This window comes from Pantoea sp. EEL5 (assembly GCF_049892805.1).
In the GTDB taxonomy this organism is placed as follows: domain Bacteria; phylum Pseudomonadota; class Gammaproteobacteria; order Enterobacterales; family Enterobacteriaceae; genus Pantoea; species Pantoea ananatis.
Genome location: NZ_JBNDNJ010000001.1, coordinates 1,270,358 through 1,293,596 on the forward strand (window position 1 = coordinate 1,270,358; position 23,239 = coordinate 1,293,596).

Consider the following 23,239-nt stretch of genomic DNA (forward strand, 5'->3'; position numbering starts at 1 on the left):
AGGTCAGTGACCTGTCCCTCGCGCTTAACCTGTTCCGTTCTGGCGTAAATTCGCGTCTTTCTCTTTCAAAGACGCTGATACTTTTGGTCAGGCTTTGCGCAATCCTCAGCCTGAATGATGTTATTAAGGTACCCGATCGCGTTCCAGGACGCGCGTAACCGTCGGCACTGATACAAAAAAGGCTCTATCACAACTGGAGCCTTCATCATGTTAATACGTCTGATAATCTCTTTTTCACTCATCGTATTTAGTCATTCTGCGATGGCCAGCAACGGCTTTCGCCAGTTCATAGCAGGCGAGCAGCAACGCCCGGTTGAGGTTGCCGTGTGGTATCCCAGTGCAGCGTCGTCGCCCAAGGAAAACATTGCGGATAATCCCGCGTTTACAGGTGTCAGCGTGGTGCGAAATGCTAAACCCTTGCCCGGCTTACATCCTGTATTACTGTTATCTCATGGTTATGGCGGGAGTTGGCGCAACCTTGCATGGCTGGCCGACGCGATGGCTGAGCAGGGATATATCGTGATTGCGACCAATCATCCCGGTACCACGACGTCGGATTTAACATCGGCACACGCCAGACAGCTCTGGCGGCGTCCGCAGGATTTAATCATGGCACTGGAGCGGATTCTGTACGATCCCCTGCTGGCAGGGCGTGCTGACGTGAAACGAATCGCCGCTGTCGGGCATTCTCTTGGCGGCTGGACGGTAATGGAATTAGCGGGGGCGCGTTTTGACCCGCAACAATTTGCTCATGACTGCATCCAACATGCTGAGTTGTCCAGCTGTCGGCTAATGACAACACTGGGCCTTGATAACAGGCAAGGGGCCAGCCACCTGAGCTCAGACCTGCAAGACCGGCGCATTAAGGCGGTAGTGGCGCTGGATTTAGGGTTAGCTCGCGGACTCACGACGCAGAGTCTGGGGCATATTCGGCTGCCCGTGCTGATCTTAGCGGCAGGTGTAGATTCGCCGGCGCTGCCTGCCTCGCTTGAATCGCAGTATCTGGCAAAGGCACTGTCGAGTGACGTTGTCACTTATGGTGTTATCCCTGGCGCGACCCATTTTAGCTTTATGCAGCAATGCAAACCGCAGGGGGAGGCGCTGATTGAGCAAAGCGCGCCGGGCGAAGGGGAAGTCTGCCGGGATGGACAGGGCATGAACAGAAACGCACTTCACAACATGTTGATCGGTAAAATCAGTGCGTTTCTCAACACCGCGCTGCACTATCATCCATAGCCTGACGAAATGCGGTGGGGGTTTTCCCCGTAATGCGCATAAATTCCCGGTTGAAGTTCGACTTACTGATAAACCCGGTTTCAAGCATGATGTCGGTAATTTTTAGCTGTGGCTGGCGCAGCATGTCCTGCGCCTTTTCTATACGAAACCCATTGAGCCACTGCGAAACGTTGCACTGCCGTGTAGCGTTTACCGCGCGAGAAATATGCCGTGCTGGAATATCGAGTTTGCGTGCAAGCTTGTTCAGCGTAAGATCGGTATCAAGATAGTAAGCGTGTGCGCGGACAAGGTTTTCGATGTGCAGGCATAAGGGCTCAAGCGTCGCATCCTTTGCCTCATCATCGGTAAGGGATGACGTTTCTTCGGCGTGAGTTTCACCCGCAGGAACGCTCTTTACTGCCCGGACAATGGCAATACAAAGTAACGGTAGCGTCATTCCCTGAAACAGGGCAATTAATTGCGGGGCAATATTCATCATTCTGCTGATAACCGCGTCGGTGAGTGCCGAGAAGCAAAGAAAACAGCCCGCAAAAAAGGTCATTTTCTGCGTTATGGAGGCTTCTCTAAAGCGTGATTCGACAAAAAAATCAGCTCCGTTTGTCGCTGCACGTAGTAGTGCGATGCCATAACCTGCATAAATCAGAAACAACAGAGCATCGGTCAGAACGGGCAGGCACAACTGGACGATGATGGCAGTATAAACAGGGATAACAGCCAGCTTAAGGCGACGCGCACGGGATTGATGCGTAAGGCCGCTAAAGCACGACCAGGCCACTGCGGGTAAGAGTGTTGCCAGTATAGCCTGCAGGGGTTTAAGAAGAGAGAAATGCCATTCCCACCTAATTATACTCAAGGCCATTAGTCCTGCTGACGCTGCAATAAACATCATTGCCCCACGGTATTCGCGCTTACCAGAACGAATGAGCATCATCATTAATATCAGTAGTGCAAATAACGTCAAAGCAGGAAAGGGAATCGAAAACATACGCTAACTCAAAAGCCAGAATGGCGTCCATTTTACAGAGTAAAAAACACGAATCGATAGCTAAACGCAAACCTTATGTTCTGCCTGTGTTTTCTCACGCCAGTCCATTTTGGTGTACTGCTCTTCATGCTGACCGCATTGAACAGCCTCTGCGACAACGATTTCAGCGATCCGGGATCACGCCTGAAACTTATCCCTGGATCGCCTGATAAATCACGAATAACGCCGGGAAATCTCCTCCAGCAATGCCGTGATACGCTTATCTGCAAACATCGCCTCCAGCGACAGGTTTAGCTTACGCCGCCAGTTCGGATAAGCCTCTACCGTGCCCGGCACATTAACCGGCGAGGCCATATCCAGCCAGTCTTCGGGTTGTAAACCCAGCAGGGCGCTGGTGCAGTCCGCGAGATACTGATGGATAACCTGGTTAAGTAACAGACTCATGCGCGGACTGTTTGCCTGAACCCGCCCTTTGGGCTTGAGGTAACCGTGGCGCGTCAGGGTCTGAAGCAGCGCCGATCGGGCTGCCCGGCGCTGATGATACAGCCCGGCAAGCACCGCTTTATCAGGATACAACCCCAGTTGGCTCCCCAGTGTCAGATCGTCACTTTGCCACCAGCCACGGAGCGTTGGCATATCGTGAGTGGTGGCTACAGCCATTGCCTGACGCGGCCATGCCGCAGGTGGGCGAAAGCCCTTGTGCGAGTTTTGCTCAAAATAGAGCACCTTATACGAGTAGACGCCAGCATTGTGGAGTTTATCGACAATCGCCTCCGGCACCGTGCCTAAATCCTCACCAATCACCATGCAGCGCTGGCGCTGACTTTCCAGCGCCAGAATAGCGAGCAGGTCGTCAATGGGATAGGCGACATACGCGCCTGCGGCGGCCGTTTCTCCTTGCGGAATCCACCACAGTCGCAGCAAAGCCATGACATGATCGATACGTAACGCCCCACAATCGCGCATATTCGCACGCAGCAACGTAATCCAGGGTTCATATGCCCGATCATACAAAGATTGCGGGTCCATTGGCGGCAGCCCCCAGTTCTGGCCAAGTGGGCCCAGAATATCCGGCGGGGCGCCTGTGCTGGCCGCTAAACAGTAAAGCCCGCGTTGGCTCCAGGTTTCCGATCCCCCTGCGGCGACGCCAACGGCCAAATCGCGATAAAGTCCAGGTGCCATCTGGTGCTGCTGGCACAGGTGCCAACAGGCGGCAAACTGACGCGCCGCCAGCCATTGCAGCCAGAGATAGAAACGAATCTCATCGCCATTTTCAATCCGAAACGCGTGTACGGCGGCCGTATCGGGTTGTTGATAGGCAGTGGGCCACGTTTGCCAGCCGTGACGCAGGGGATCTTCTTCGCGAAGCCAGGCCTGCAGGGCATCGAACAATCCCTGATGCAGCAGACTTTCACCGCCCTCAGCCACAAACGCCTCAAATGCCTCGACCTGACTATCCTCTTTATCACGCTGCATAAACTGCTGCCAGGCAAACCGCAGGGCATCCAGCTTAAGTGATGCCACCGTCGAATAATCGACCCAGGGCGCGTGACGCGCCTGGTGCAGCCTGTGTTGCGTTTCATCCGACTGCCACCAGCACTGCGCAGCGGCACTCAGGTTAAAGTCCTCAACCTCAGGAACGCTGATATAGAGCACGTTGAGCCAGCGCCGGGAAGACGGGCTATAGGGGCTGGCATCATCAGGTAACGCAGGAAAAAGCGCATGCAGGGGATTCAGCCCCACAAAAGCGCCGCCGCGCATGCCAACCGCCTTCACCATGTCCCGCAGGTCAGCAAAATCGCCGATTCCCCAGTTCTGATCCGATCGTAAAGCGTAGAGCTGGACACAGGTTCCCCAGCGTCTCTCGCCCCGTAGCAAGGCCTCCGGCTCATAGCAACGTGACGGTGTCACTATTATCTGGCACCTCGATTGCTGTGCATCCGCGTTTATCGTCAGAAGATGGTAACCTTCAGGCAGCGCCGGGAGCGTCAAAGACGCCTCAGGCTCGCAGTGCCCTGACCAGCGTTCACCCGATTCGCCCTCCAGGTGCCAGCGTGCCGGGCCAGCCAGAGAGGGCGTTAAACGGATGGGCAAACCCTGGGTAAAGACGGCGACCGGTGGGATAACGCCAGGGCCAGGGCCCGGCTGCATCGCCGCCAGCAAGCGATCGCGGGTCGATGCAGAAACCTGCCGGACCGCCCCATGCGCATCAACATATTCAGTGGCTACCCTGCCGATCCCGGCCGGATAATGAAGTGGTTTCATGCTGATCCTTAGCGTTTACGCTGCCAGATACGTTGCTGATAGTGACGAATCGACCGGTCGGCGCTGAACATGCCGCAGCGAGCGGTGTTGAGTATCGTGGCGCGCGTCCAGGCCGCTTTATCAGACCACAGTGCTTCAACGCGCTGCTGAGCGTTGAGGTAATGCCGGAAGTCGGCCAGCACCAGATAAGGATCGCCGTTTTTAGCCCCCAGACTGTGCAACAGCAGATCAAAAGCGTGCCGGTCGCCTGCGCTGAACGTACCATCCTCTAGTGACGTTAGCGCCTGGTCGAGCTGGGCGTCTTTTTCGCGCCATTTTGACGGAGCATAGCCAGCGGCCTTGAGGGCGTTAACCTGTTCTACCGTATGACCAAAAATAAAGATATTCTCATCGCCGACCTGTTCAGAAATCTCCACGTTCGCACCATCGAGCGTGCCAATGGTCAGTGCGCCGTTCAGGGCCAGCTTCATGTTGCCGGTGCCCGAGGCCTCTTTGCCCGCCAGTGAAATCTGCTCTGACAGGTCTGCGGCCGGGATAAGCCGTTCTGCCACAGAGACGTTGTAGTCGGGAATAAACACCACTTTGAGGCGATCGGCCACGCGCGGATCGGTGTTGATGACGTCGGCCACCTTGTTGATGGCAAAAATGATATTTTTAGCCAACGCATAGCCCGGTGCCGCTTTCGCGCCGAAGATCACGACGCGAGGACAGCGGTTCGCCTGAGGATCGCTCACCAGGGTTTGCCATAGGGCGATGGTATGCAGCAAGCTGAGATGCTGACGTTTGTACTCGTGCAGCCGTTTGATTTGCACATCAAACAGGGCCTCGGGATTCACCTTAATCCCGGTGCGTTGCGCAATCCAGCAGGCCAAATCCACTTTATTGCGCTGTTTAATCTCGCGGTACGCCGTGCAAAACTCCGGATTATCCACCTGTTTTTCCAGCCCCTGAAGCGCATCCAAATCGTTGAGCCAGGGCTGATTAAGCGTTTTTCCGATAAGCGCCGCCAGTCGGGGATTACACTGATGAATCCAGCGGCGTGGCGTGATGCCATTGGTGACGTTGTGGAATTTTTCCGGCCACAGGGTGACGTATTCCGGGAACAGATCGTCTTTTACCAGCCGCGAGTGCAGGGCGGCCACGCCGTTTACCGCAAAGCAGGTCACCACGCATAAATTGGCCATGCGCAGCTGCTTACCGTGCACGATGGCCAGTTTCGACCAGACGGCCTTGTTCCCAGGCCACTGCCGGTTAACCGCCTCTTTGAGCTGGGTATTGATGGCGTTAACAATCTCCATGTGCCGCGGAAGCAGGCTGCGCACGATGTGAGTATCCCAACACTCCAGCGCTTCCGGCATCAGCGTATGGTTGGTGTAGGCAAAGGTGCGCTGGGTAAGGTGCCAGGCGTCCTGCCAACTGAGCTGATGGTCATCCAGCAATAGCCGCATCAGTTCAGGAATAGCCAGCGTTGGGTGCGTATCATTCAGCTGGATCACCTCATGATCCGGTAGGGTTTCAATGGCACGGCCCGCCAGACGGTGACGACGAAGGATGTCTGCCAGCGAACAGGCGCACTGAAAATACTGCTGCATCAGGCGCAGTTTTTTTCCTGCCTGATGGTTGTCGTTGGGGTAAAGCACTTTGGTCAGTTTTTCCGCATTAATGCCTTGCTTTTCCGCTCGTAAAAAAGCGCCGCCGTTAAACGTTTTGAGATCGAAAGGGTGCGCATGTTTTGCCTGCCACAGCCGCAGAGGCTGCGTGAGGCCATTCTCAAAGCCCACGACCGGCAGATCCCAGGCTTCGCCCTCCAGTTGAAACGCAGGCTGCCAGTGCGTTTTACCATTCTCTGCCACGACTTTGCCGCCCAGGCCTACCTGCACCGTTAGCGCAGCATTATGTGTAAACCAGGGATAGCGGTCGCGCTGCCAGTCGTCGGGCAGTTCATCCTGTTCACCTTCGACAAAGCGCTGACGAAACAGGCCATATTGGTAGTTCAGGCCATAGCCTGTTGCGGGCTGACCCACCGTGGCCATCGCGTCCAGAAAACAGGCCGCCAGCCTGCCCAGTCCGCCATTGCCCAGCGCCGGATCGCTCTCGCTTTCCAGCACCTCGCTCAGCGAAACATCCCACTGCTTCAGTGCCGTATTAACGCCGTCGAACCACCCTAAGTTGAGCAGGTTGTTGCCGGTCAGTCGCCCGGTGAGAAACTCCATAGAGAGGTAATTCACATGGCGCAAATCGCCGGATGCCGGTCGGGCGGGCAGCGCGTTGAGCATTTCTGCCAGCGCGCCGCTCAGAGCCTGCCACCACTGATATGGCGTCATTTCTCCTGCATCATGCAGGCCAAAGCGTTGCCACTGGCGCGTCAGCGCAGCGTCAAAACGGGAACGATCAAAAGGGTGCTGTGTCATAGCCGGGTGTCCTGTCGACAAAGAATGGGAATGAGGATGAGTCTGCCCTTGCGCGCGGAATCGCTCATCCTCCTGGCAAAAGTTCCGTCAGGATGAGGGCAAGGGAGGAGACGGTGAGGCAAGTCTGAAAATTTCACTTAAGTGTGATTAGACTCGCTTTTGTGAAGATTCGCTAAAGCGTCCGCTTGCTTTATCAGGAGGGATAGCTGAACGTGTGAGGAATAATTACGAAGCGTAAAAAAATGATGCGCCAGACGTTAACGGAGAAGCGTGCGTACATGTTAATCCCCTCTAAACTCAGCCGTCCTGTCCGCCATGAAGCCACGGTGAAACGGGAGCGGCTGATACGAAAACTTTCCGCTGCAGGTAACTACCGCCTGGTGCTGGTAACCAGTCCTGCAGGCTATGGCAAAACCACCCTGATATCGCAGTGGGCTGCAGACAAAGCCGATTTGGGCTGGTACTCCCTGGATGAAAGTGACAATCAGCCAGAGCGTTTTGCGGACTATTTAATTGCCGCCCTGCAGCAGGCCACGCACGGCAGCTGTAGCCGGAGCGAAGCGCTGGCAAACAAACGGCAGTACGTGAATCTGAATGCGCTGTTTACGCAGATTTTCAATGAGCTTCATGCCTGGCATCAACCGCTGTGGCTGATTATCGATGATTACCATCACATCACCAATCCGGTGATTCATGAAGCGATGCGTTTCTTTTTACGCCATCAACCTGAAAACGTTACCCTGGTGGTGCTTTCGCGTAATCTTCCCCAGTTGGGGATCGCCAACCTGCGCGTTCGCGAGCAGTTGATGGAATTGAGCAGTCAGCAACTGGCGTTTACCCATCAGGAGGCGCAGCAGTTTTTCGATGCCCGCCTGCCTGCGCCGCTGGAGTCCGAAGATGCGGGACGCCTGTGTGATGACGTTGCAGGCTGGGCCACGGCGCTGCAGCTTATCGCGCTCTCGGCCCGACAGGGGGCGGGCGCGGCCCAGCACTCCGCGCGTCGCCTGTCAGGGATCAATGCCAGCCACTTAACCGATTATCTGGTTGAGGAAGTGCTGGATAACGTCAGTCTGACCACGCGCCATTTTCTGCTGAAAAGTTCGCTGCTGCGTTCACTTAACGCGCCGCTGATTACCCAGGTGACAGGCGAGGATAACGGCCAGTGCTGGCTGGAAGACATTGAGCGGCAGGGGCTGTTTCTGCAGCGGATGGATGACTCCGGCCAGTGGTTTAGCTATCACCCTCTGTTTGGCAGTTTCCTGCAACAGCGTTGCCAGTGGGAACTGGCTGCCGAACTTCCGGCGCTGCATCGGGCGGCGGCAACCAGCTGGATGGCGCAGGGCTTCCCGAGCGAGGCGATTCATCATGCGCGTGCTTCCGGTGACGCGGAGATGCTGCGTGATGTGTTAACCGAGCACGCATGGTCGCTGTTTAATCAAAGCGAGCTGCCTTTACTGGAGTCCTCGCTGAATGCACTGCCCTGGGCGATGCGGCTCGATAATCCCAGCCTGGTGTTGTTACAGGCCTGGCTGATGCAAAGCCAACACCGCTACGCAGAGGTGAACAGCCTGCTGGCCCGATTTGAGCAGGAAAGCCAGTGCGAAATTGATGCGGTATTACGCGGTGAATTTAACGCGTTACTGGCACAGGTCGCCATTAACGATGGCAATGCCGATGAGGCGGAACGCCTGGCGATGCTGGCGCTGAATACGCTGCCTGAGAGCCGCCACTACAGCCGTATCGTGGCAACCTCGGTACATGGCGAAGTCATGCACTGTAAAGGCGAGCTGAGTAACTCGCTGGAGTTGATGCGCCAGACAGAGCAAATGGCGCGGCGGGATGAAGCCTGGCACTATGTGCTCTGGAGCCTGATCCAGCAAAGCGAAATTTTGTTTGCTCAAGGCTTTCTGCAAACGGCGTACGAGACTCAGCAGCGGGCCTTCGTGCTGGTCAAAGAGCAGCATCTTTCACACTTTCCGCTGCATGAGTTTCTGTTGCGTATCCGCGCCCAGCTGCTGTGGGCCTGGGGCAGGCTGGATGAAGCCGAGCAGGCGGCACGCGAGGGCATGAAAGTGCTGCAGGGTTATCAGCCTCAGCAGCAAATACAGTGCCTGGGCTTATTGGTGCAAAGCGCAATTGCCCGGGGCAACCTGGACAACGCACGCAGCCTGTTGAACCGGCTGGAAAACCTGCTAAACAACGGCCGCTGGCACAATGACTGGCTCGCCAATGCCGATAAGGTCAGAGTGCTGTACTGGCAAATGACCGGCGATACGCAAAGCGCCAGTGAGTGGCTGCGTCAGACACCTAAACCGGCCTGCGCCAATAACCATTTTTTGCAGGGCCAGTGGCGAAACGTGGCACGGGCACAGATTTTGCTCGGGCATTACACGCAGGCAGAAGTGATTCTCGACGAGCTTAATGAAAATGCGCGCCCCTTGCAGTTGATGAGCGATCTCAACCGTAATGTACTGCTGCTGAACCAGATTTACTGGGAAACCGATCAGCGTGCAAAAGCGCAGCATGCGTTGCTGGATGCGCTCCGGCTGGCCCGCAGCACGGGGTTCATTAGCCACTTTGTGGTGCAGGGCGAATCCATGGCGCAACAGCTGCGTCAGTTATTGCAGTTGAATACCCTTGATGAGCTGGATAACCACCGCGCGCGCCGCATCCTTAACGAGATCAATAAGTATCATCGTCACAAATTTGCCCATTTTGATGAAGGCTTTGTCAGTCGTTTGCTGAATCATCCTGACGTGCCCGAGCTGATTCGTACCAGTCCGCTAACGCAGCGTGAATGGCAGGTGCTGGGGCTGATCTATTCCGGCTACAGCAACGAGCAGATTGCGGCGGAGCTGGATGTAGCCTCAACCACGATCAAAACCCATATCCGGAATCTTTATCAGAAGCTGGGGATTACGCATCGGGCTGAGGCGATGACTCAGGCGCAGTCGATGCTGAAAATGATGGGTTACGTCTGAGAAAGGCAACAGGCAGCGACGCGCTGCCTGTTCGCGCGGTTTAGTTAACCCGACGTGTATCAGGCATCAGTAACGTGGCAAATCCCAGCAGCGGAAGAAAGCCACAGGCGTTATACACGGTAGTGATACCGTACCCGTCAGCCAGTTTCCCCAGCGCCGCCGCGGCGATACCGCCAATGCCAAACATGGTGCCGAACATAATCCCGGCCACCATCCCGGTACGGCCGGGCAACACTTCCTGCGCGTACACAACCAGCGCGGCAAATGCTGATGAAAAGACCAGGCCGATACAAACGGTCAGCACCACGGTCCAGAACAAATTGGCATGCGGCATCAGCAGCGAGAACGGGATAACACCCAGAAACGAGATCCAGACAACCGCTTTGCGGCCAATGCGATCGCCAATCGGTCCGCCGGCCAGCGTGCCAACCGCGACGGCGGCCAGAAAGGTAAACAGGTAGATCTGCGCCTGCGGAATCGGGAGCTGAAAGCGCTCAACCAGGTAAAAAATGTAGTAGTTACTGATTGAGGCAATATAGGTAAATTTTGCCAGCAGCAGCACGCCAACCACGGACAACGCCACTTTGACATCCCGCGAAGAAAGCGACCGCAGCGCCTGAAGGTTGTGTTTTTTCATGTGCGCATGGCCGTGTTTCACCGTCCAGCGGCTGATGCCGGAAAGAATAATGACCGCAAACAGCGCAATGATCATCAGCCAGCCGACCGCTATCTGTCCATGCGGAATAATCAGCATCGCCGCCACTAAAGGCGCAAACGCCGTGCCAATATAACCGCCGACCTGAAACGTTGACTGTGCCGTACCAAAGCGGCCGCCCGATGCCATTCTTGCAACCCGCGAGGCTTCCGGGTGAAAGGTTGCAGAGCCAACGCCAATCAGCGCCGAAGCAACCAACACCACGGAGAAGTGCGGGGCCATCGCCAGGAGTCCGATGCCAATCAGGGTCGAAACCATGCCAGACGGCAGCAGCCAGGGTTTGGGATGTTTGTCGGTGTACAGGCCGATCCAGGGCTGCAACAGCGACGCCGTCATCTGATAGATCAGCGTGATCAAACCAATCTGCGCGTAGCTCAGCGTAAAGTTGGTTTTCAGCAAGGGATAAATCGATGGCAGCATGGCCTGGATAAAATCGTTACAGCAGTGGGAAAATGCGACCGCGCCAAGAATCGACACCAGAATCTTCTGGCTGTCGTCAACGGTGGGGGGCAGATCCGGCTGGCTTGATTTTACGTCACTGGTGTAATCAGACATGAAGATTTCCGCTTAAGGCTTTACGTTTATTGACGTATCTTACTCCACGAAAAAATGGCGGTGCTGACAAACGTGCTATTTATGGCAAATTAGTAAAATAATTGTTAATGCTCATAACGTTTTACTCAGACAAACCGACACATGCTTATCCTTGTACACACCATAGCGCGCGGTTTGTTGATAGCCGTGACGCTGATAAAACGCTACCGCACGGGTATTAACGACGCGGGTAGAAAGGCGAATTGCCTTGTAGCCGCGCGCCCGGGCAAGCTGCTCTAGGGCTGACAGCAGCGCCGCGCCGGTTCCCGCGTGCTGTCGGGTTGAAAACATGCGTTTCAGTTCGGCGGTTTCAGCGGAAACATGCACGAGTGCGCCGCAGCCAACAGCGTTACCCACTTCATCGGTGGCAAGTATCCACAGCGCCCCGTCTGATGGCGTAAAGTGATGGGTTCCGTTGTCGCCGGTTATTGCCAACAGCTCGGCTGACAGGCGGGCCGTCAGCGTCTGTAGCGCGGGTGCGCTGCCGGGGACGATGTCGGTATGAATCATCGAGTCTGCCCCCAACGGCTGCGCAGATAATTCACGGCATCCTGCGTTTGCGGCTGATTCAGGAAATCTTCACGAAACAAGATAGTGCCATCAATCTGCGGGAGGGAATCGTTAAGATCCAGCTGTCTTTTCAGCTCCGGCACGCCACCGTTAATCGTCCATTCAGGCTCATTTTTGGCCGGCACGCCAACTTTATATAAGGCGATACCGATATACAGGCGAGTTTTGGTCGGCTTGACGACGTTAGCCCACCAGTTTGCCAGCACATCATAGCGGGCAGCGCTGCGCGAGAAGGGCCAGTAGATTTGCGGCGCGATATAGTCCAGCAACCCTTCCTGCACCCAACGGCGCGTATCCGCGTAAGATTCATCGTAAGCGGCCGCGCCGCGCGTGTCTGAGCCTGCCGCATCATGTGAGCGGTTGCGCCAGACGCCCGCAGGGCTGACGCCAAATTCTACATTCGGCTTGAGCTGCTTGATGGTGTGGGAAACCTGCTCGATTAACAACTGTGTATTATGTCTGCGCCAGTCTGCTTTGGACGCAAAGCCCTGACCGTATTTAATAAAGGTCTGGCTGTCGTTCAGGGCAGAGCCGGGAGACTCGGCATAGAAGTAATCGTCAAACTGCACACCATCGATGTCATAACGCTTGACCACCTCAGCCACAATACTGGTTATCCAGTCACGGGCATCAGGAATGCCCGGATCGAGCACATAGCGATCCCCCGCGGTACGAATCCAGTCACGATGGAGCACAAATACGCTGGCAGGATGTTGCGACAGCGTGCGGTTTAGCTCGGCTACTGTTGAAGGTTTGGTATTCACCGATACACGGTAGGGATTGAACCAGGCATGTACCCGCATACCGCGCCGGTGCGCTTCATCGAGCATGAACTGCAGCGGGTCAAAGCCCGGATTCTGCCCAATTCTCCCGGTCATCATGTCTGACCAGGGCAGGATTTTTGAGTCCCAGAGCGCGGTTCCGTCAGGTTTAACCTGGAAGAACACCGTGTTGATTCCCAGACTTTTCAGTTTATCCAGCTTATCCGTCAACGCTTTTTTCTGCACCCGGATGCGCACGTCGTCGCTGCTGATATTCACCGAGGCGAGCGGCGGCCAGTCGAGGCGTGAAACCGTGGTGAGCCAGACGCCGCGCATGGGTGCGTTATGCGGCACCGGTTGAGAAGGCTGCGCAGGTTTACTGATAGGCGGAAAAGGCGTAACCAGTGACTTAGGCGGCGTCGAGGCACAGCTGACCAGCAGTAAAGCCGAGGCTAACAGGCCGGGTTTTACCGCCGCGTTAAGGCGGAAAAGATCGCGAAGGCTGATGATGATAAACTCCGTGTAGCGCAGTCCTTGATGCAGGCTATTCTGATCCTATTTGCCGCAAAGTCAATCAGCCCTGCCAGCATCAGGTCACGCAGTTTGCCTTACCCGGCGCCTGAACTTTTTATGCTGAGGCGTAACCTGAGCAAAGGAGCGATAAATGAAAACATTTAAAGGCAATAAACAGTCATTGCCGGTTCGCTATTGCAAACAGTGCCAGAAACCGATGACATGGCGTAAAAAGTGGGAAAAGTGCTGGGAAGAGGTGCAATATTGCTCCGAGCGCTGCCGCCGGCAGCGGCGAGCCACAAATGCCGATGCCTGAAAGCCGGTAAAATCCTGTGGTTTTGCCTGCGATAACCCGCCATGTAACATTTAGCAAAAGTTATCCTGGCTTTTACATCACTGTTCCCACGCACCAACGCAATTACTGTACCAGGCTTAAAGAAAAGCCAATAACAGTGATTGTGGAGCAATATGAAAGAGCAAGAGAGCACATCAGGCATTCATACCTATGACGGTGCGGCGGGCGGCTGGGGCGCGTTAAAAGCAGTGGCCGGTGCCATTCGCGGACAGATGGCGGTAACCCAGGATGTCATTGCGCTGTTCAAGGTCAACCAACCTGAAGGGTTTGACTGTCCGGGCTGCGCCTGGCCCGATCCCAAGCATACTTCATCGTTTGAGTTCTGTGAAAACGGCGCAAAAGCGGTTTCCTGGGAAGCAACCAGCAAACGCACCACACCTGAATTTTTTGCGGCGCATACCGTTACCGAGCTATGGGGGCGCAATGCCCATGAGCTTGAAGGCGAGGGCAGACTGACGCATCCGATGAAGTATGATCCCGCCAGCGATACCTATCAGCCCATTGCATGGGAAACGGCCTTTAACGAAATTGGCGAGCGACTGCGGAGTTATCAGGATCCCGACAGCGTGGAGTTTTACACCTCCGGCCGCGCCTCTAACGAAGCGGCGTTTCTCTGGCAGCTGTTTGCCCGCGAGTTTGGGACCAACAATTTCCCCGACTGCTCAAACATGTGCCATGAGCCAACCAGCGTAGGCTTACCCGAATCCATTGGCATCGGCAAAGGCACGGTGGAGCTGGATGATTTTGACCACTGTGATCTGGTGATTTGCATCGGTCACAATCCTGGAACCAACCATCCCCGCATGCTGGCAACCCTGCAGGAGGTGTCAAAACGCGGTGCCAAAATCGTCGCCATCAACCCACTGCGCGAGCGCGGTCTTGAACGTTTTACCGCGCCACAGAGTCCGGTTCAGATGATAACCCTCAGCTCAACGGAACTCGCCTCAACCTATTATAAAATTCGGGTAGGCGGCGATGCCGCGATGCTGAAAGGCGTGATGAAATGTTTGTTGGCGATGGATGATGAAGCTAAAGCGAACGGCAACCCTGGCATCTTCGATGAGACCTTTATTGAACAACATACGCAAGGCATTGACGCGTTAAAGGCCGATTTGGCTGCGACAGACTGGGATCATATCCTGAAAGTGTCCGGTATGACGCGCGAGCAAATCCAGCATATTGCTCACCTTTATGCCAATGCTGAACGCACAATCATTTGCTACGGCATGGGGATTACCCAGCACCAGTATGGAACGCAAAATGTTCAGCAGATTGCCAATCTGCTACTGTTGCGCGGCAATATGGGCAAGAAGGGCGCTGGAATCTGCCCTTTGCGCGGTCACTCTAACGTGCAGGGCGATCGTACCGTTGGCATCACTGAGATTCCCTCCGAAAGCCTGTTGAACAGTCTTGAAAAGGTTTTTGGCTTCAAGCCACCGGCCAAACATGGTCACAGTGCGGTACAGGCCGTTCAGGCGATACGGGATGGCAAAATCAACGCGTTGCTCTGCCTCGGCGGTAACCTGGCCGAAGCGATGTCCGATCCTCAGGTGACGTTTCCTGCCATGCGCAAGCTGGACATGGTCGTGCATATGGCCACCAAGCTGAACCGGTCACATTTGCTTCTGGCAAAACACAGCTATCTGTTCCCGGTGTTAGGCCGCACAGAGATCGATCGGCAGCAATCCGGCGCGCAGAGCGTCACGGTTGAAGACTCCATGTCGATGGTGCACGCATCACGCGGTACCCTTGATCCTGCCTCACCGCATCTGAAATCCGAACCCGCGCTGGTTGCCGGCCTGGCGAAAGCCACACTGCCGGGCACGGTAGTGGACTGGGACAGCATGATCGCCGATTACAGCCTCATTCGCGACGCCATCGAGAAAGTGGTGCCGGGCTTTGAAAACTTTAATGAGCGCCTCCAGCAGCCTGGCGGGTTTCGTTTACCCAACGGCGCCTCCGAGCGAGTCTGGCACACGTCGTCGGGCAAAGCGCAGTTCCTGGTCATGGAAGGCATCAATGAAGATCCGCGCTCGCTGAAGTGCCACGACCTGGTGTTGACGACATTGCGCAGCCACGACCAATATAACACCACGCTGTACGGCCTTGACGACCGCTATCGCGGAATCAAAGGACGCCGTGATGTGTTGTTTATCAGTGAAAATGAGGCGGAAAAAAACGGTGTCCGCATGGGCGATCGGGTGAATGTGATTGCGCTGGATCCTGACGGAAACCCAACGCATCGTCGTATTGATAATCTCACCATTGCCGTACACGACATGGCTGAAGGTTCGGTCGCAGCTTATTATCCCGAGGCTAACGTACTCATACCGCTGGACAGCTACGACACGAAAAGCGGTATTCCTTCCTATAAAAGCACCCCGGTAATGATGGAACTGGCCCAGACAGAGGCGCCAGCGGATAGCGCAACGCGCCGCTAAGGGTTTTCTGCTGGTCTAAACCAAACCTTAACGAACGGCCATCTGAGTGGAAATCTCTACTCAGATGGCTATACAATCGCCGGGAATTTTACTCATGAGGCAATCAACCTTGGACACAAGTCCCGAACGATTACACCTGGCTTCTGCAGTAAGATAGTCTTCTGGCTGTCTTAACTGCGCGTTAAGATGGCGGCTCAATCTTCCCTCCATAACGTGATGTGCTCTGTGCATCAGCGCCCGCTGTAATCCATTTTATTCATCTTTATTTTTCCGTACTGCGCATACGTGCGTGGCGGAGAGAGGTTTATCATGGACTGGAAAATCTTTTTACTGCGCGTGTCGGCTGCGCTGATTCTTGGCGCGCTGATTGGCAGCGAACGCCAACTGCGCCAACGTATGACCGGCTTGCGTACGAATGCGCTGGTGAGCACCGGCGCCTGCTTGTTTGTTCTTATGACCCAATGTGTGCCGGGCATTGCCAGCGACGCGACGCGCGTTGCCGCCTATGTGGTTTCTGGTATTGGTTTTCTCGGCGGCGGGGTGATTATGCGCGACGGATTAAACGTTCGTGGCCTGAACACTGCCGCCACCTTGTGGTGTACCGCGGCCGTTGGGGTGCTGTGCAGCATGGGATTATTGCTTGAAGCCGCGATTGGCTGCATGGTGATTCTGTGCGCCAATATCCTGCTGCGCGAGCTGGCGCTGGGCATTAATCGTCAGTCCATCGTCTCCGCCGACGAAGCGGTGCAACATTATAAAGTACAAATTGTCTGTCTGGCTCAGGATGAAGTTCAGGTACGCAGCCTGATGCTGCACAGCCTGGGCAACAGCGGCTTGCGCCTGCAGTCGCTCCATAGCGAAGATATGGATCCGCCACATCGTATGGAAGTGAATGCTGAAGTGATGGGACAGCCCAGCATGACCGGACAGCTGGAAAGTCTGGTGAGCCGCATCAGCCTGGAGAAAGGTGTCAGTTCCGTGCGCTGGCAGGTGTGCGGGTTGGATCCGAGTGAAAACGGATAGAACAAAAAACAGGCGTCGCTACGTGAATTCTGAGGAACGGGCAGGGGAAGTATGGGTCAGAATTGGCGTAGCGTCGCTATCCTGCTTTTAAAATACTTAGCTAAAGACATCCAAAATTTAATTTTTATGTAAAATAAAATGCTGAGGAAAACGCCTTTAAGTATATCTTATTTTGGCATGAGATATCTGAACATAAAATAAAGAGTTAACAACCTCGGGGGGGGTGTTAATCTCGCTAATGTTTTTCTTTCTTAATACATTAAAGAGATGTGCTTGTGTTACTAGATGTATATTTTTATATTTTAATGTTGGATGTTGTGTCAATAAATTTCCGTCATTGGGGTGTAATTGCGCAATTCAATTCAAGAGGCTAATGGATTTCCGTATTTAAACAGAGTGTAAACAAAGGGTAGGAAAAAAATTATCTAATAAGAAATTCATTATGATTTTATTTATTTTGAACATGCTCAAATTAACCATGTTTTAGTTTAACATTTACCAGTCAAGTTTTTGAGCGTTTTAAATTTACGACTCATGAGAGCGGTTTATGTTTTTAATAAATTATAGGTTTGATGTTAAAAAAAGGAAGTTTTTCCGCCACGGCTTCATCATTATAAAGGATACGGAATGTCGCACTTTATACATTCATTCATTTTCTGTTCTACATTCGCATTGAGTACTCTGGCTACCAAAGCCTATTCCTCTGATCATATCAGCGCCTCAGCGTGGAGAGAGACAAAGGAAACTGCCTATCCAACGCTCTGTGATAAACATCAGATTGAATTATTCTCATGCCCTGATAAATCACGGCACACTATTGCATTGTGCATGACTAGAAAAGATGAATTGATAAGCTTTGTCTACCGGCAGCATCGAATAAAGAAAAGCATTCAGCTGAACAGCATCCAACGGGCTATGGATAGCCCGTCAAATGGACCATCTACCATATTGCAAGCTGAAACAGGAAAAGGCTTATTTCGATTTTATCTTGATGAAAATTCTTCAGATTCAGATGAAAATTATCCAGGAGTGGTGACTCTGAACGGAAAGGTCGCTTTCGCATGCATCCACGACCAGAGAACATATCGAACCCCTACATATATTATTAAATCGAAACAAGGTGAAGATGATCTGGTAAATCTCTGGCATATTAAATTCAATGCTTTTTTTGAAAAAGAACAAAAAGATAATCCAGAATTGCATGAAGATAAAATGTATGATCTATGGGGATCATGGCCGAAGTAATCATTTAATTTGTAAGCGAGTGCATTTTAAATTAAGAGTGAATTAAGGATTACTTAAACCGATTATGCCGTTAAGTCAATGATGAGGAAAAAATGGGATTTTGTAAGGAAAAAAAAGAAAGTAATTATAAATTCAGAAAAAAAGTAAAGCCAACTATGTTTACATTGGTTTTACTCCTGTCACTTCCTGGTGCTTATATATATTTTGACTTCACAAAATACAGCGCTCTTGGCCATTTAAACTCAACAACAGAATTCATTATTATTATTTTATATGTACTGATTTTCTTTTTTAGCTTAATAAAAATGAAGTGGCATTATTTATTTGTTCTTGTGTTGTCAGTTACCATGGTCGTTATTTATCCTTATTCAGGTTTGAAAGATTTAATTATTCATAAAGGATTTTATACACTTAGAGGTCAGTTTTATAAAAACTTATCACACTGTGCTCTGGAACATTATGGTAAAAATCAGGAGCAAACACTCGCCTATTGTTTTAGAACATACCCTGAAATAGAGGGGGGGAATTATGATGTTTTTTATGATACTGGTGGAGAATTGATGTTACCGGAAGATAGTCGTTCTTGCTCGTGGTATAAAGCCTGGTACTCAATTGCCAGAGAAAAGAATGACAGCATACTCTACGGTGTTGCTAAAGAAATAAGTATGCCTTCAATACTCTTTAAAACATCTGATGTTGGTCATTCTTTTTACGCTGTTGAATATGATTTGTTTGATAAAAATTTCAATTATTACCCCAGCTATCACTGCGCCATAAAATAAAAAATTAACAGCAATCTTAAGGAAAAATAATGGAAAAACTAGGTGCCACATCAATTTTTACAGTGTCAGGCTTCGATGCTAACAATGTAGGACATCCAGTTGTAGACGCACATTTCATAGTTGATATGACCTGCTCCCCGTTGATTAATACACCGTGATGTTAGTAATGTCTTCATAAGCCACATGAGGACATCCCCATGAAGAAGCGATTTTCCGACGAACAGATCATCAGTATTCTCCGCGAGGCAGAAGACGGGGTTTCGGCCCGGGAACTCTGTCGCAAGCATGCCATTTCAGATGCCACCTTTTACTCCTGGCGCAAGAAGTTCGGCGGCATGGAAGTTCCCGAAGTGAAGCGGCTCAAGTCGCTTGAAGAGGAGAACGCCCGCCTCAGGAAGCTCCTTGCCGAAGCCATGCTGGATAAGGAGGCACTTCAGGTGGCTCTGGGGCGAAAGTACTGACGACAGACCAGAAGCGGGAAGCCGTGGAGGTCATGTGTGAGGCAATGGGTCTGTCGCAACGCCGTGCCTGCAGTCTGGCTGGTCTGTCACTTTCAACCTGCCGTTATTCGGCCCAGCGTCCTGCTGCTGACGCGCAACTGTCTCTACGGATCACAGAGCTGGCACTTGAACGCCGGCGATTTGGTTACCGGCGGATCTGGCAGTTATTGCGCCGGGAGGGCCTTCACGTCAACCATAAGCGGGTTTACCGCATCTATCACCTTAACGGTCTGTGTGTAAAACGCAGGTGCCGCCGTAAGGGTCTGGCGACTGAACGGCTTCCGCTTCTCCGCCCGGATGCGCCGAACATGACATGGTCAATGGATTTTGTCATGGATGCACTTGCCAGCGGCCGCCGGATTAAGTGCCTGACCTGTGTGGATGATTTCACGAAAGAGTGTCTGACGATCACAGCCGCTTTCGGGATTTCAGGTGTTCAGGTCACGCGGATTCTGGACAGCATTGCGCTGTTTCGTGGATATCCTGCGACAATAAGAACCGATCATGGTCCGGAATTTACCTGCCGCGCGCTGGATCAATGGGCCTTTGAACATAGTGTTGAGCTGCGCTTAATCCAGCCAGGCAAGCCAACTCAAAACGGATTTATTGAGAGTTTTAACGGTCGCTTTCGGGATGAATGCCTGAATGAGCACTGGTTCAGCGATGTTCTTCATGCCCGGAAAATCATTAATGACTGGCGGCAGGACTATAACGAGTCCAGACCTCATTCATCGCTGAATTATCAGACGCCATCTGAATTTGCAGCAGGCTGGCGAAACGGGAAACATGAAGAAAAACCCACCGACATTACTAACTGAAGGTTGTATCTAATACTGGGGGCTGGTCAGAGGCTGCAATTCAATTTTTGAAAAAAAGTTTTGATAATTACAGTCAGGGACGACCACCCACTACTACATCAGTCCACGGAGACCTGGATAGCAATAAACATCATCACGAAGCTTTTCAGATACTGATACTGAGACATCTGGAGACTGGAATGATCATGCGTGACTATTACGCACTTTGTAGTCTGGCCACGCATCTTGACTGACAACGAGGCCAGGATGTCTTTTCACTCTGGTTAAGCTAAGTTAAATTACCAGATTAACTGGCGCCTGTTGGTTCTGCAAAAATATCCTCTTAACCGTCTGATGAGGGATAAGTCACCGTCTCTTATTCTTTGCGAGGCTAAACATTACTGCAACTGTCCGGGCGACAGCATTACAAAACCGAAAATAACTGTTGCGTAAAAGCCTTTCCGTGGCGGCAGTGTCAGTGATTCGCGCAGATCATTGCCCGAGAAGGTCCCTTGCCCGAGCTGCATCCATGCTGAACCGCACGCCGAGCTGGCGTGTCACGTCCAGCGCAAACACCCGCGTATACCATTCGGTCGACTTCGCGTCCTTGTGGCCCATCAGGGTCTGAATGACCTTCTGGGGTACCTGGTGCTGAACCAGGTGCATCGCAAACGAATCCCGGAACGTCCTGGGCGTGACCGGCCGGATGGAGAACGTGACGCCGTCACGATTTGCGGCCTCAACTGCCTGGCTTATCCAGCTGCGGGCGGTATCTTCGCTCCGGATATCCCAGAGCCGTGCGCCGGCAGTGGCTGCGCGGTCGTAAACCATTCTCTGAGCCGCTGGACAAAGGCCGGATCGGTAAGCGGCACGGCGCGCGGCGGATTATCGCGTATCTCCGCCTGCGCCTGCTGCTCAGCCTGCTGTTCTTCTTTTGTCGGGCGCCCGCGGCGACGGGACCGGCTGCCGGCAGAGTCTTCCAGCCTGCGCTGCTTGAGCGTGCGGAGCACCACAAACGGCGAGACGAGCGGTGCCGCACTCAGCGGATCGTACAGCACAAAATCCCCCCGGGTCAGCGGCAGTATTTCATTGAGCCGGCCGCCTGTGTTCCACAGGGTATCGATAAACAGGCGTTTACGGAGATCGGTCACCTTGGACAGCAGCACGGCCACTTTAGGGGCGAGCAGGTAGCGCGGCATGTCGGTGCCGTAGGCGGCCGCCAGGTTTCTCAGCGCGACAGCACTTTCGTAATCAAAATAGCGTGCAGCGCCTGAACTGTTCACATTATGACCACTGGCGTCGCTGTGTGAAATCTGCGTCATTTCGCGGGGAAAAGTACCCAAACTTTTACTCTCCGTTGTCTGCAGGTGTGAAACGTATTTTCGCGCATCTGTAAAGGGTTTTCGATGAGAATAAATCGATCCTCGCCGGATCGGTTTTTCGGCTTTTCTCCTGTATAGGGAGAATAACCTGGCCGGCCGGAAATAAAAAGCAGCCCCTCAGCACCGTTTCGCGCGCAGTCATAGAAGCTAACTCTCTGCCGGTAAAGGAGAAACTGAAAAAGGCGGGCAGGACGAGGGCGTCCAGGCACTCTTAGCTGGAATGCCTGCATGAAATGGATTAATGAAAAAGACGGCTGTGAGAGTTTAGTCAAACGCATCGATTATAGCTTTGATAGGTATCGAAAAAGGTGGAAGCACTGTCCCTTTCAGGCAACAAAACGCATCTGGAAATCTCGCTGACAAACTATTTTCAATGGAACTTTTAGAAGTTAAATCCGAATTATGCATCAATCAAAGGATTTTAATATTAGAAAGATTTTTTTTATATAAATAAAATTCATATTTTTATTTTTTCTTTGAAAGAAATATAAAGGTTTTTCATGTTCAGCGCGAATTTTTTGTTGGATAGTGTTTTTGATGATTACATTTTGAAACTAATTGTGAAAATTGATGCATATTAATGTCATAAAAAGAATGTATGTTAGCATTTTAAGTTAAAACGGCAAATGTTAAACGAAAGTTAAACGCAAATTTCTTGCGAAAAAAAAGATGGATTATTCACATTAAAGTCTCTATGGTGTACATAAATTTAACATTTGAGATCATTGATATCATAAACCATATAATTTTGGGATGGTTTTACTCTCTAATACATCTTTATAAAAAATGAGATTTTAGGCGGATTTATTTCAAATGGTAAATTAATAAGAAATGACTACTTGTAATGGCTGTGGTTATCAAAATGCTTAAAGCTGTTTACCTGTAATTTGGAGGTTTTTATTGAATCTAGTTTAAAGTGAGTTCGTTATCTATGGAATATTAATTAAAAATGACAACCTAAATAAAGGCCATGCAGGATGCAAAAAACAAAAAAAAAGAAATTCATTAAATTTTTTTTTAATAATATAAAAAATTTATTCATCGATGTAAGACAATCATTGATATTGTCATTTATATATTTTTTGTCAGCGATTTATTTTGGATTTACAAGGTATGCTAATTTTGATGCTTATAGTTTCAATGTCTTTCAAATGGCATCACTGTTATTATTATGTTGTTTCATATGGCTTTTGATATGCTTAAGATGGAAGGATCTTTTTATAATATTTTTTGCAGTGTACACTGTAGGAAAGTACTTTCATAGTGATGTCAGCAATATTGTAGTTCGCGAAGGTTTCAATTTTTTTCAAAAAGAATTAATCAACGACCCATCAAAATGTCTATCCGAAAAATATAATAACGGTATAGACTTACTTTCTTATTGTTTTAGGACTTATTCAAAAGAACAAGGTGTAGACAGAGATGTGTTTTACGACTCAGGGCATGAAATACCCTTGAATAATAATAAACGCTTATGCTCATGGAAGACTGCATGGGTAAAATTCGCAAATAATTCTAACTCGAGTCTGTTATATAACATGGATGCGCCTTCACTGGCTCCAGTTTTACAATTATATTCGGTGGATTTAGGGCGTGGGTTTTATCAGCTGGAATATAACGAAGAACAACCTCTATATAAGGATAATTTTCATACTTCCTGTGTGAAAGATAGATAATTTAATC

The 23,239-nt window shown here is 51.7% G+C and carries 17 protein-coding genes; 9 read left to right on the forward strand and 8 right to left on the reverse strand.

The features are described from left to right. The first annotated feature begins 207 nt into the window (after positions 1-207). Entirely contained in the window at positions 208-1,236 is a 1,029-nt protein-coding gene (locus tag ACPXSQ_RS06165) for an alpha/beta hydrolase family protein (protein WP_014593720.1), read from the forward strand. Here ACPXSQ_RS06165 and ACPXSQ_RS06170 read toward each other — a convergent pair. From ACPXSQ_RS06170 to malP, 3 genes are all read right to left on the reverse strand, one after another. Continuing rightward, on the reverse strand, positions 1,208-2,095 hold the full coding sequence (locus tag ACPXSQ_RS06170; RefSeq protein WP_228225193.1) for a helix-turn-helix domain-containing protein: 888 nt from the start codon (positions 2,093-2,095) through the stop codon (positions 1,208-1,210). The genes ACPXSQ_RS06165 and ACPXSQ_RS06170 overlap by 29 nt on opposite strands. A gap of 339 nt (positions 2,096-2,434) precedes the next feature. Further along, positions 2,435-4,486 carry a 4-alpha-glucanotransferase gene (gene malQ / locus ACPXSQ_RS06175; protein ID WP_426143133.1) on the reverse strand — a complete coding sequence of 684 codons (2,052 nt, stop codon included), beginning with the start codon at positions 4,484-4,486 and terminating at the stop codon, positions 2,435-2,437. Between the two features lie 8 nt (positions 4,487-4,494). After that, the gene (gene malP, locus ACPXSQ_RS06180; protein WP_014593723.1) at positions 4,495-6,897 is read right to left on the reverse strand and encodes a maltodextrin phosphorylase; all 2,403 of its coding nucleotides are present in this window, start codon (positions 6,895-6,897) and stop codon (positions 4,495-4,497) included. A 278-nt stretch (positions 6,898-7,175) separates the two neighbouring features. Here malP and malT point away from each other — a divergent pair, with 278 nt between their 5' ends. Then, positions 7,176-9,878: an HTH-type transcriptional regulator MalT gene (gene malT / locus ACPXSQ_RS06185; protein ID WP_029570015.1), complete on the forward strand. Its 2,703-nt coding sequence runs from the start codon at positions 7,176-7,178 to the stop codon at positions 9,876-9,878. Positions 9,879-9,918: 40 nt separating this feature from the next. On the opposite strand, the gene ACPXSQ_RS06190 is transcribed toward malT, so the two are convergent. The 3 genes from ACPXSQ_RS06190 to ACPXSQ_RS06200 all read right to left on the reverse strand — a co-directional run bounded on the left by ACPXSQ_RS06190 (position 9,919) and on the right by ACPXSQ_RS06200 (position 13,028). Next, positions 9,919-11,148 (reverse strand): MFS transporter, encoded by a 1,230-nt coding sequence (locus tag ACPXSQ_RS06190; RefSeq protein WP_014593725.1) that lies wholly within the window; start codon positions 11,146-11,148, stop codon positions 9,919-9,921. Positions 11,149-11,259: 111 nt separating this feature from the next. Then, entirely contained in the window at positions 11,260-11,697 is a 438-nt protein-coding gene (locus ACPXSQ_RS06195) for a GNAT family N-acetyltransferase (RefSeq protein WP_105078645.1), read from the reverse strand. Then, complete coding sequence (locus ACPXSQ_RS06200; protein WP_181460504.1) at positions 11,694-13,028, reverse strand: glycoside hydrolase family 10 protein; 1,335 nt, start codon at positions 13,026-13,028, stop codon at positions 11,694-11,696. Before ACPXSQ_RS06200 ends, ACPXSQ_RS06195 begins: the two co-directional genes overlap by 4 nt. Positions 13,029-13,182: 154 nt before the next feature. On the opposite strand from ACPXSQ_RS06200, the gene ACPXSQ_RS06205 reads away from it, so the two are divergent. The 6 genes from ACPXSQ_RS06205 to ACPXSQ_RS06230 all read left to right on the forward strand — a co-directional run bounded on the left by ACPXSQ_RS06205 (position 13,183) and on the right by ACPXSQ_RS06230 (position 20,195). Beyond that, on the forward strand, positions 13,183-13,347 hold the full coding sequence (locus ACPXSQ_RS06205) for a DUF2256 domain-containing protein (RefSeq protein WP_013025800.1): 165 nt from the start codon (positions 13,183-13,185) through the stop codon (positions 13,345-13,347). A 152-nt stretch (positions 13,348-13,499) separates the two neighbouring features. Next, positions 13,500-15,827, forward strand: a complete 2,328-nt coding sequence (locus ACPXSQ_RS06210) for an FdhF/YdeP family oxidoreductase (RefSeq protein WP_029570018.1) — start codon at positions 13,500-13,502, stop codon at positions 15,825-15,827. Between the two features lie 309 nt (positions 15,828-16,136). Next, positions 16,137-16,850, forward strand: coding sequence for an MgtC/SapB family protein (locus tag ACPXSQ_RS06215; protein ID WP_014605821.1), 714 nt, complete (start codon positions 16,137-16,139; stop codon positions 16,848-16,850). Between the two features lie 627 nt (positions 16,851-17,477). Further along, a complete protein-coding gene (locus ACPXSQ_RS06220; RefSeq protein ID WP_146109129.1) occupies positions 17,478-18,095 on the forward strand; it encodes a hypothetical protein in 618 nt (205 codons plus the stop codon). Positions 18,096-18,187: 92 nt separating this feature from the next. Further along, complete coding sequence (locus ACPXSQ_RS06225) at positions 18,188-18,877, forward strand: hypothetical protein (protein ID WP_112900513.1); 690 nt, start codon at positions 18,188-18,190, stop codon at positions 18,875-18,877. Positions 18,878-19,074: 197 nt separating this feature from the next. After that, positions 19,075-20,195, forward strand: a protein-coding gene (locus ACPXSQ_RS06230) for an IS3 family transposase (protein WP_426143138.1) whose coding sequence is annotated in 2 segments (ribosomal slippage) — positions 19,075-19,333 and positions 19,333-20,195 — 1,122 coding nt in all. Because the reading frame shifts where the segments join, the coding sequence is not laid out codon by codon here. Positions 20,196-20,666: 471 nt separating this feature from the next. On the opposite strand, the gene ACPXSQ_RS06235 is transcribed toward ACPXSQ_RS06230, so the two are convergent. Both ACPXSQ_RS06235 and ACPXSQ_RS06240 read right to left on the reverse strand, forming a co-directional pair. Then, a complete protein-coding gene (locus ACPXSQ_RS06235; protein ID WP_246873274.1) occupies positions 20,667-21,005 on the reverse strand; it encodes a tyrosine-type recombinase/integrase in 339 nt (112 codons plus the stop codon). Beyond that, positions 20,927-21,517: a hypothetical protein gene (locus ACPXSQ_RS06240; RefSeq protein ID WP_282472781.1), complete on the reverse strand. Its 591-nt coding sequence runs from the start codon at positions 21,515-21,517 to the stop codon at positions 20,927-20,929. Before ACPXSQ_RS06240 ends, ACPXSQ_RS06235 begins: the two co-directional genes overlap by 79 nt. 1,016 nt (positions 21,518-22,533) lie before the next feature. On the opposite strand from ACPXSQ_RS06240, the gene ACPXSQ_RS06245 reads away from it, so the two are divergent. Beyond that, complete coding sequence (locus tag ACPXSQ_RS06245) at positions 22,534-23,232, forward strand: hypothetical protein (RefSeq protein ID WP_242638522.1); 699 nt, start codon at positions 22,534-22,536, stop codon at positions 23,230-23,232. The last annotated feature ends 7 nt before the right edge of the window (positions 23,233-23,239 follow it).

Bases quoted from the DNA above. Each gene is read 5' to 3' on its own strand.
- ACPXSQ_RS06245 (WP_242638522.1), top strand. From the start codon at position 22,534: ATGCAAAAAACAAAAAAAAAGAAATTCATTAAATTTTTTTTTAATAAT.
- ACPXSQ_RS06225 (WP_112900513.1), top strand. From the start codon at position 18,188: ATGGGATTTTGTAAGGAAAAAAAAGAAAGTAATTATAAATTCAGAAAA.
- ACPXSQ_RS06210 (WP_029570018.1), top strand. From the start codon at position 13,500: ATGAAAGAGCAAGAGAGCACATCAGGCATTCATACCTATGACGGTGCG.
- ACPXSQ_RS06215 (WP_014605821.1), top strand. From the start codon at position 16,137: ATGGACTGGAAAATCTTTTTACTGCGCGTGTCGGCTGCGCTGATTCTT.
- ACPXSQ_RS06205 (WP_013025800.1), top strand. From the start codon at position 13,183: ATGAAAACATTTAAAGGCAATAAACAGTCATTGCCGGTTCGCTATTGC.
- malQ (WP_426143133.1), bottom strand. From the start codon at position 4,486: ATGAAACCACTTCATTATCCGGCCGGGATCGGCAGGGTAGCCACTGAA.
- malT (WP_029570015.1), top strand. From the start codon at position 7,176: ATGTTAATCCCCTCTAAACTCAGCCGTCCTGTCCGCCATGAAGCCACG.
- ACPXSQ_RS06195 (WP_105078645.1), bottom strand. From the start codon at position 11,697: ATGATTCATACCGACATCGTCCCCGGCAGCGCACCCGCGCTACAGACG.
- ACPXSQ_RS06170 (WP_228225193.1), bottom strand. From the start codon at position 2,095: ATGGCCTTGAGTATAATTAGGTGGGAATGGCATTTCTCTCTTCTTAAA.
- ACPXSQ_RS06165 (WP_014593720.1), top strand. From the start codon at position 208: ATGTTAATACGTCTGATAATCTCTTTTTCACTCATCGTATTTAGTCAT.
- malP (WP_014593723.1), bottom strand. From the start codon at position 6,897: ATGACACAGCACCCTTTTGATCGTTCCCGTTTTGACGCTGCGCTGACG.
- ACPXSQ_RS06235 (WP_246873274.1), bottom strand. From the start codon at position 21,005: ATGGTTTACGACCGCGCAGCCACTGCCGGCGCACGGCTCTGGGATATC.
- ACPXSQ_RS06190 (WP_014593725.1), bottom strand. From the start codon at position 11,148: ATGTCTGATTACACCAGTGACGTAAAATCAAGCCAGCCGGATCTGCCC.
- ACPXSQ_RS06220 (WP_146109129.1), top strand. From the start codon at position 17,478: ATGTCGCACTTTATACATTCATTCATTTTCTGTTCTACATTCGCATTG.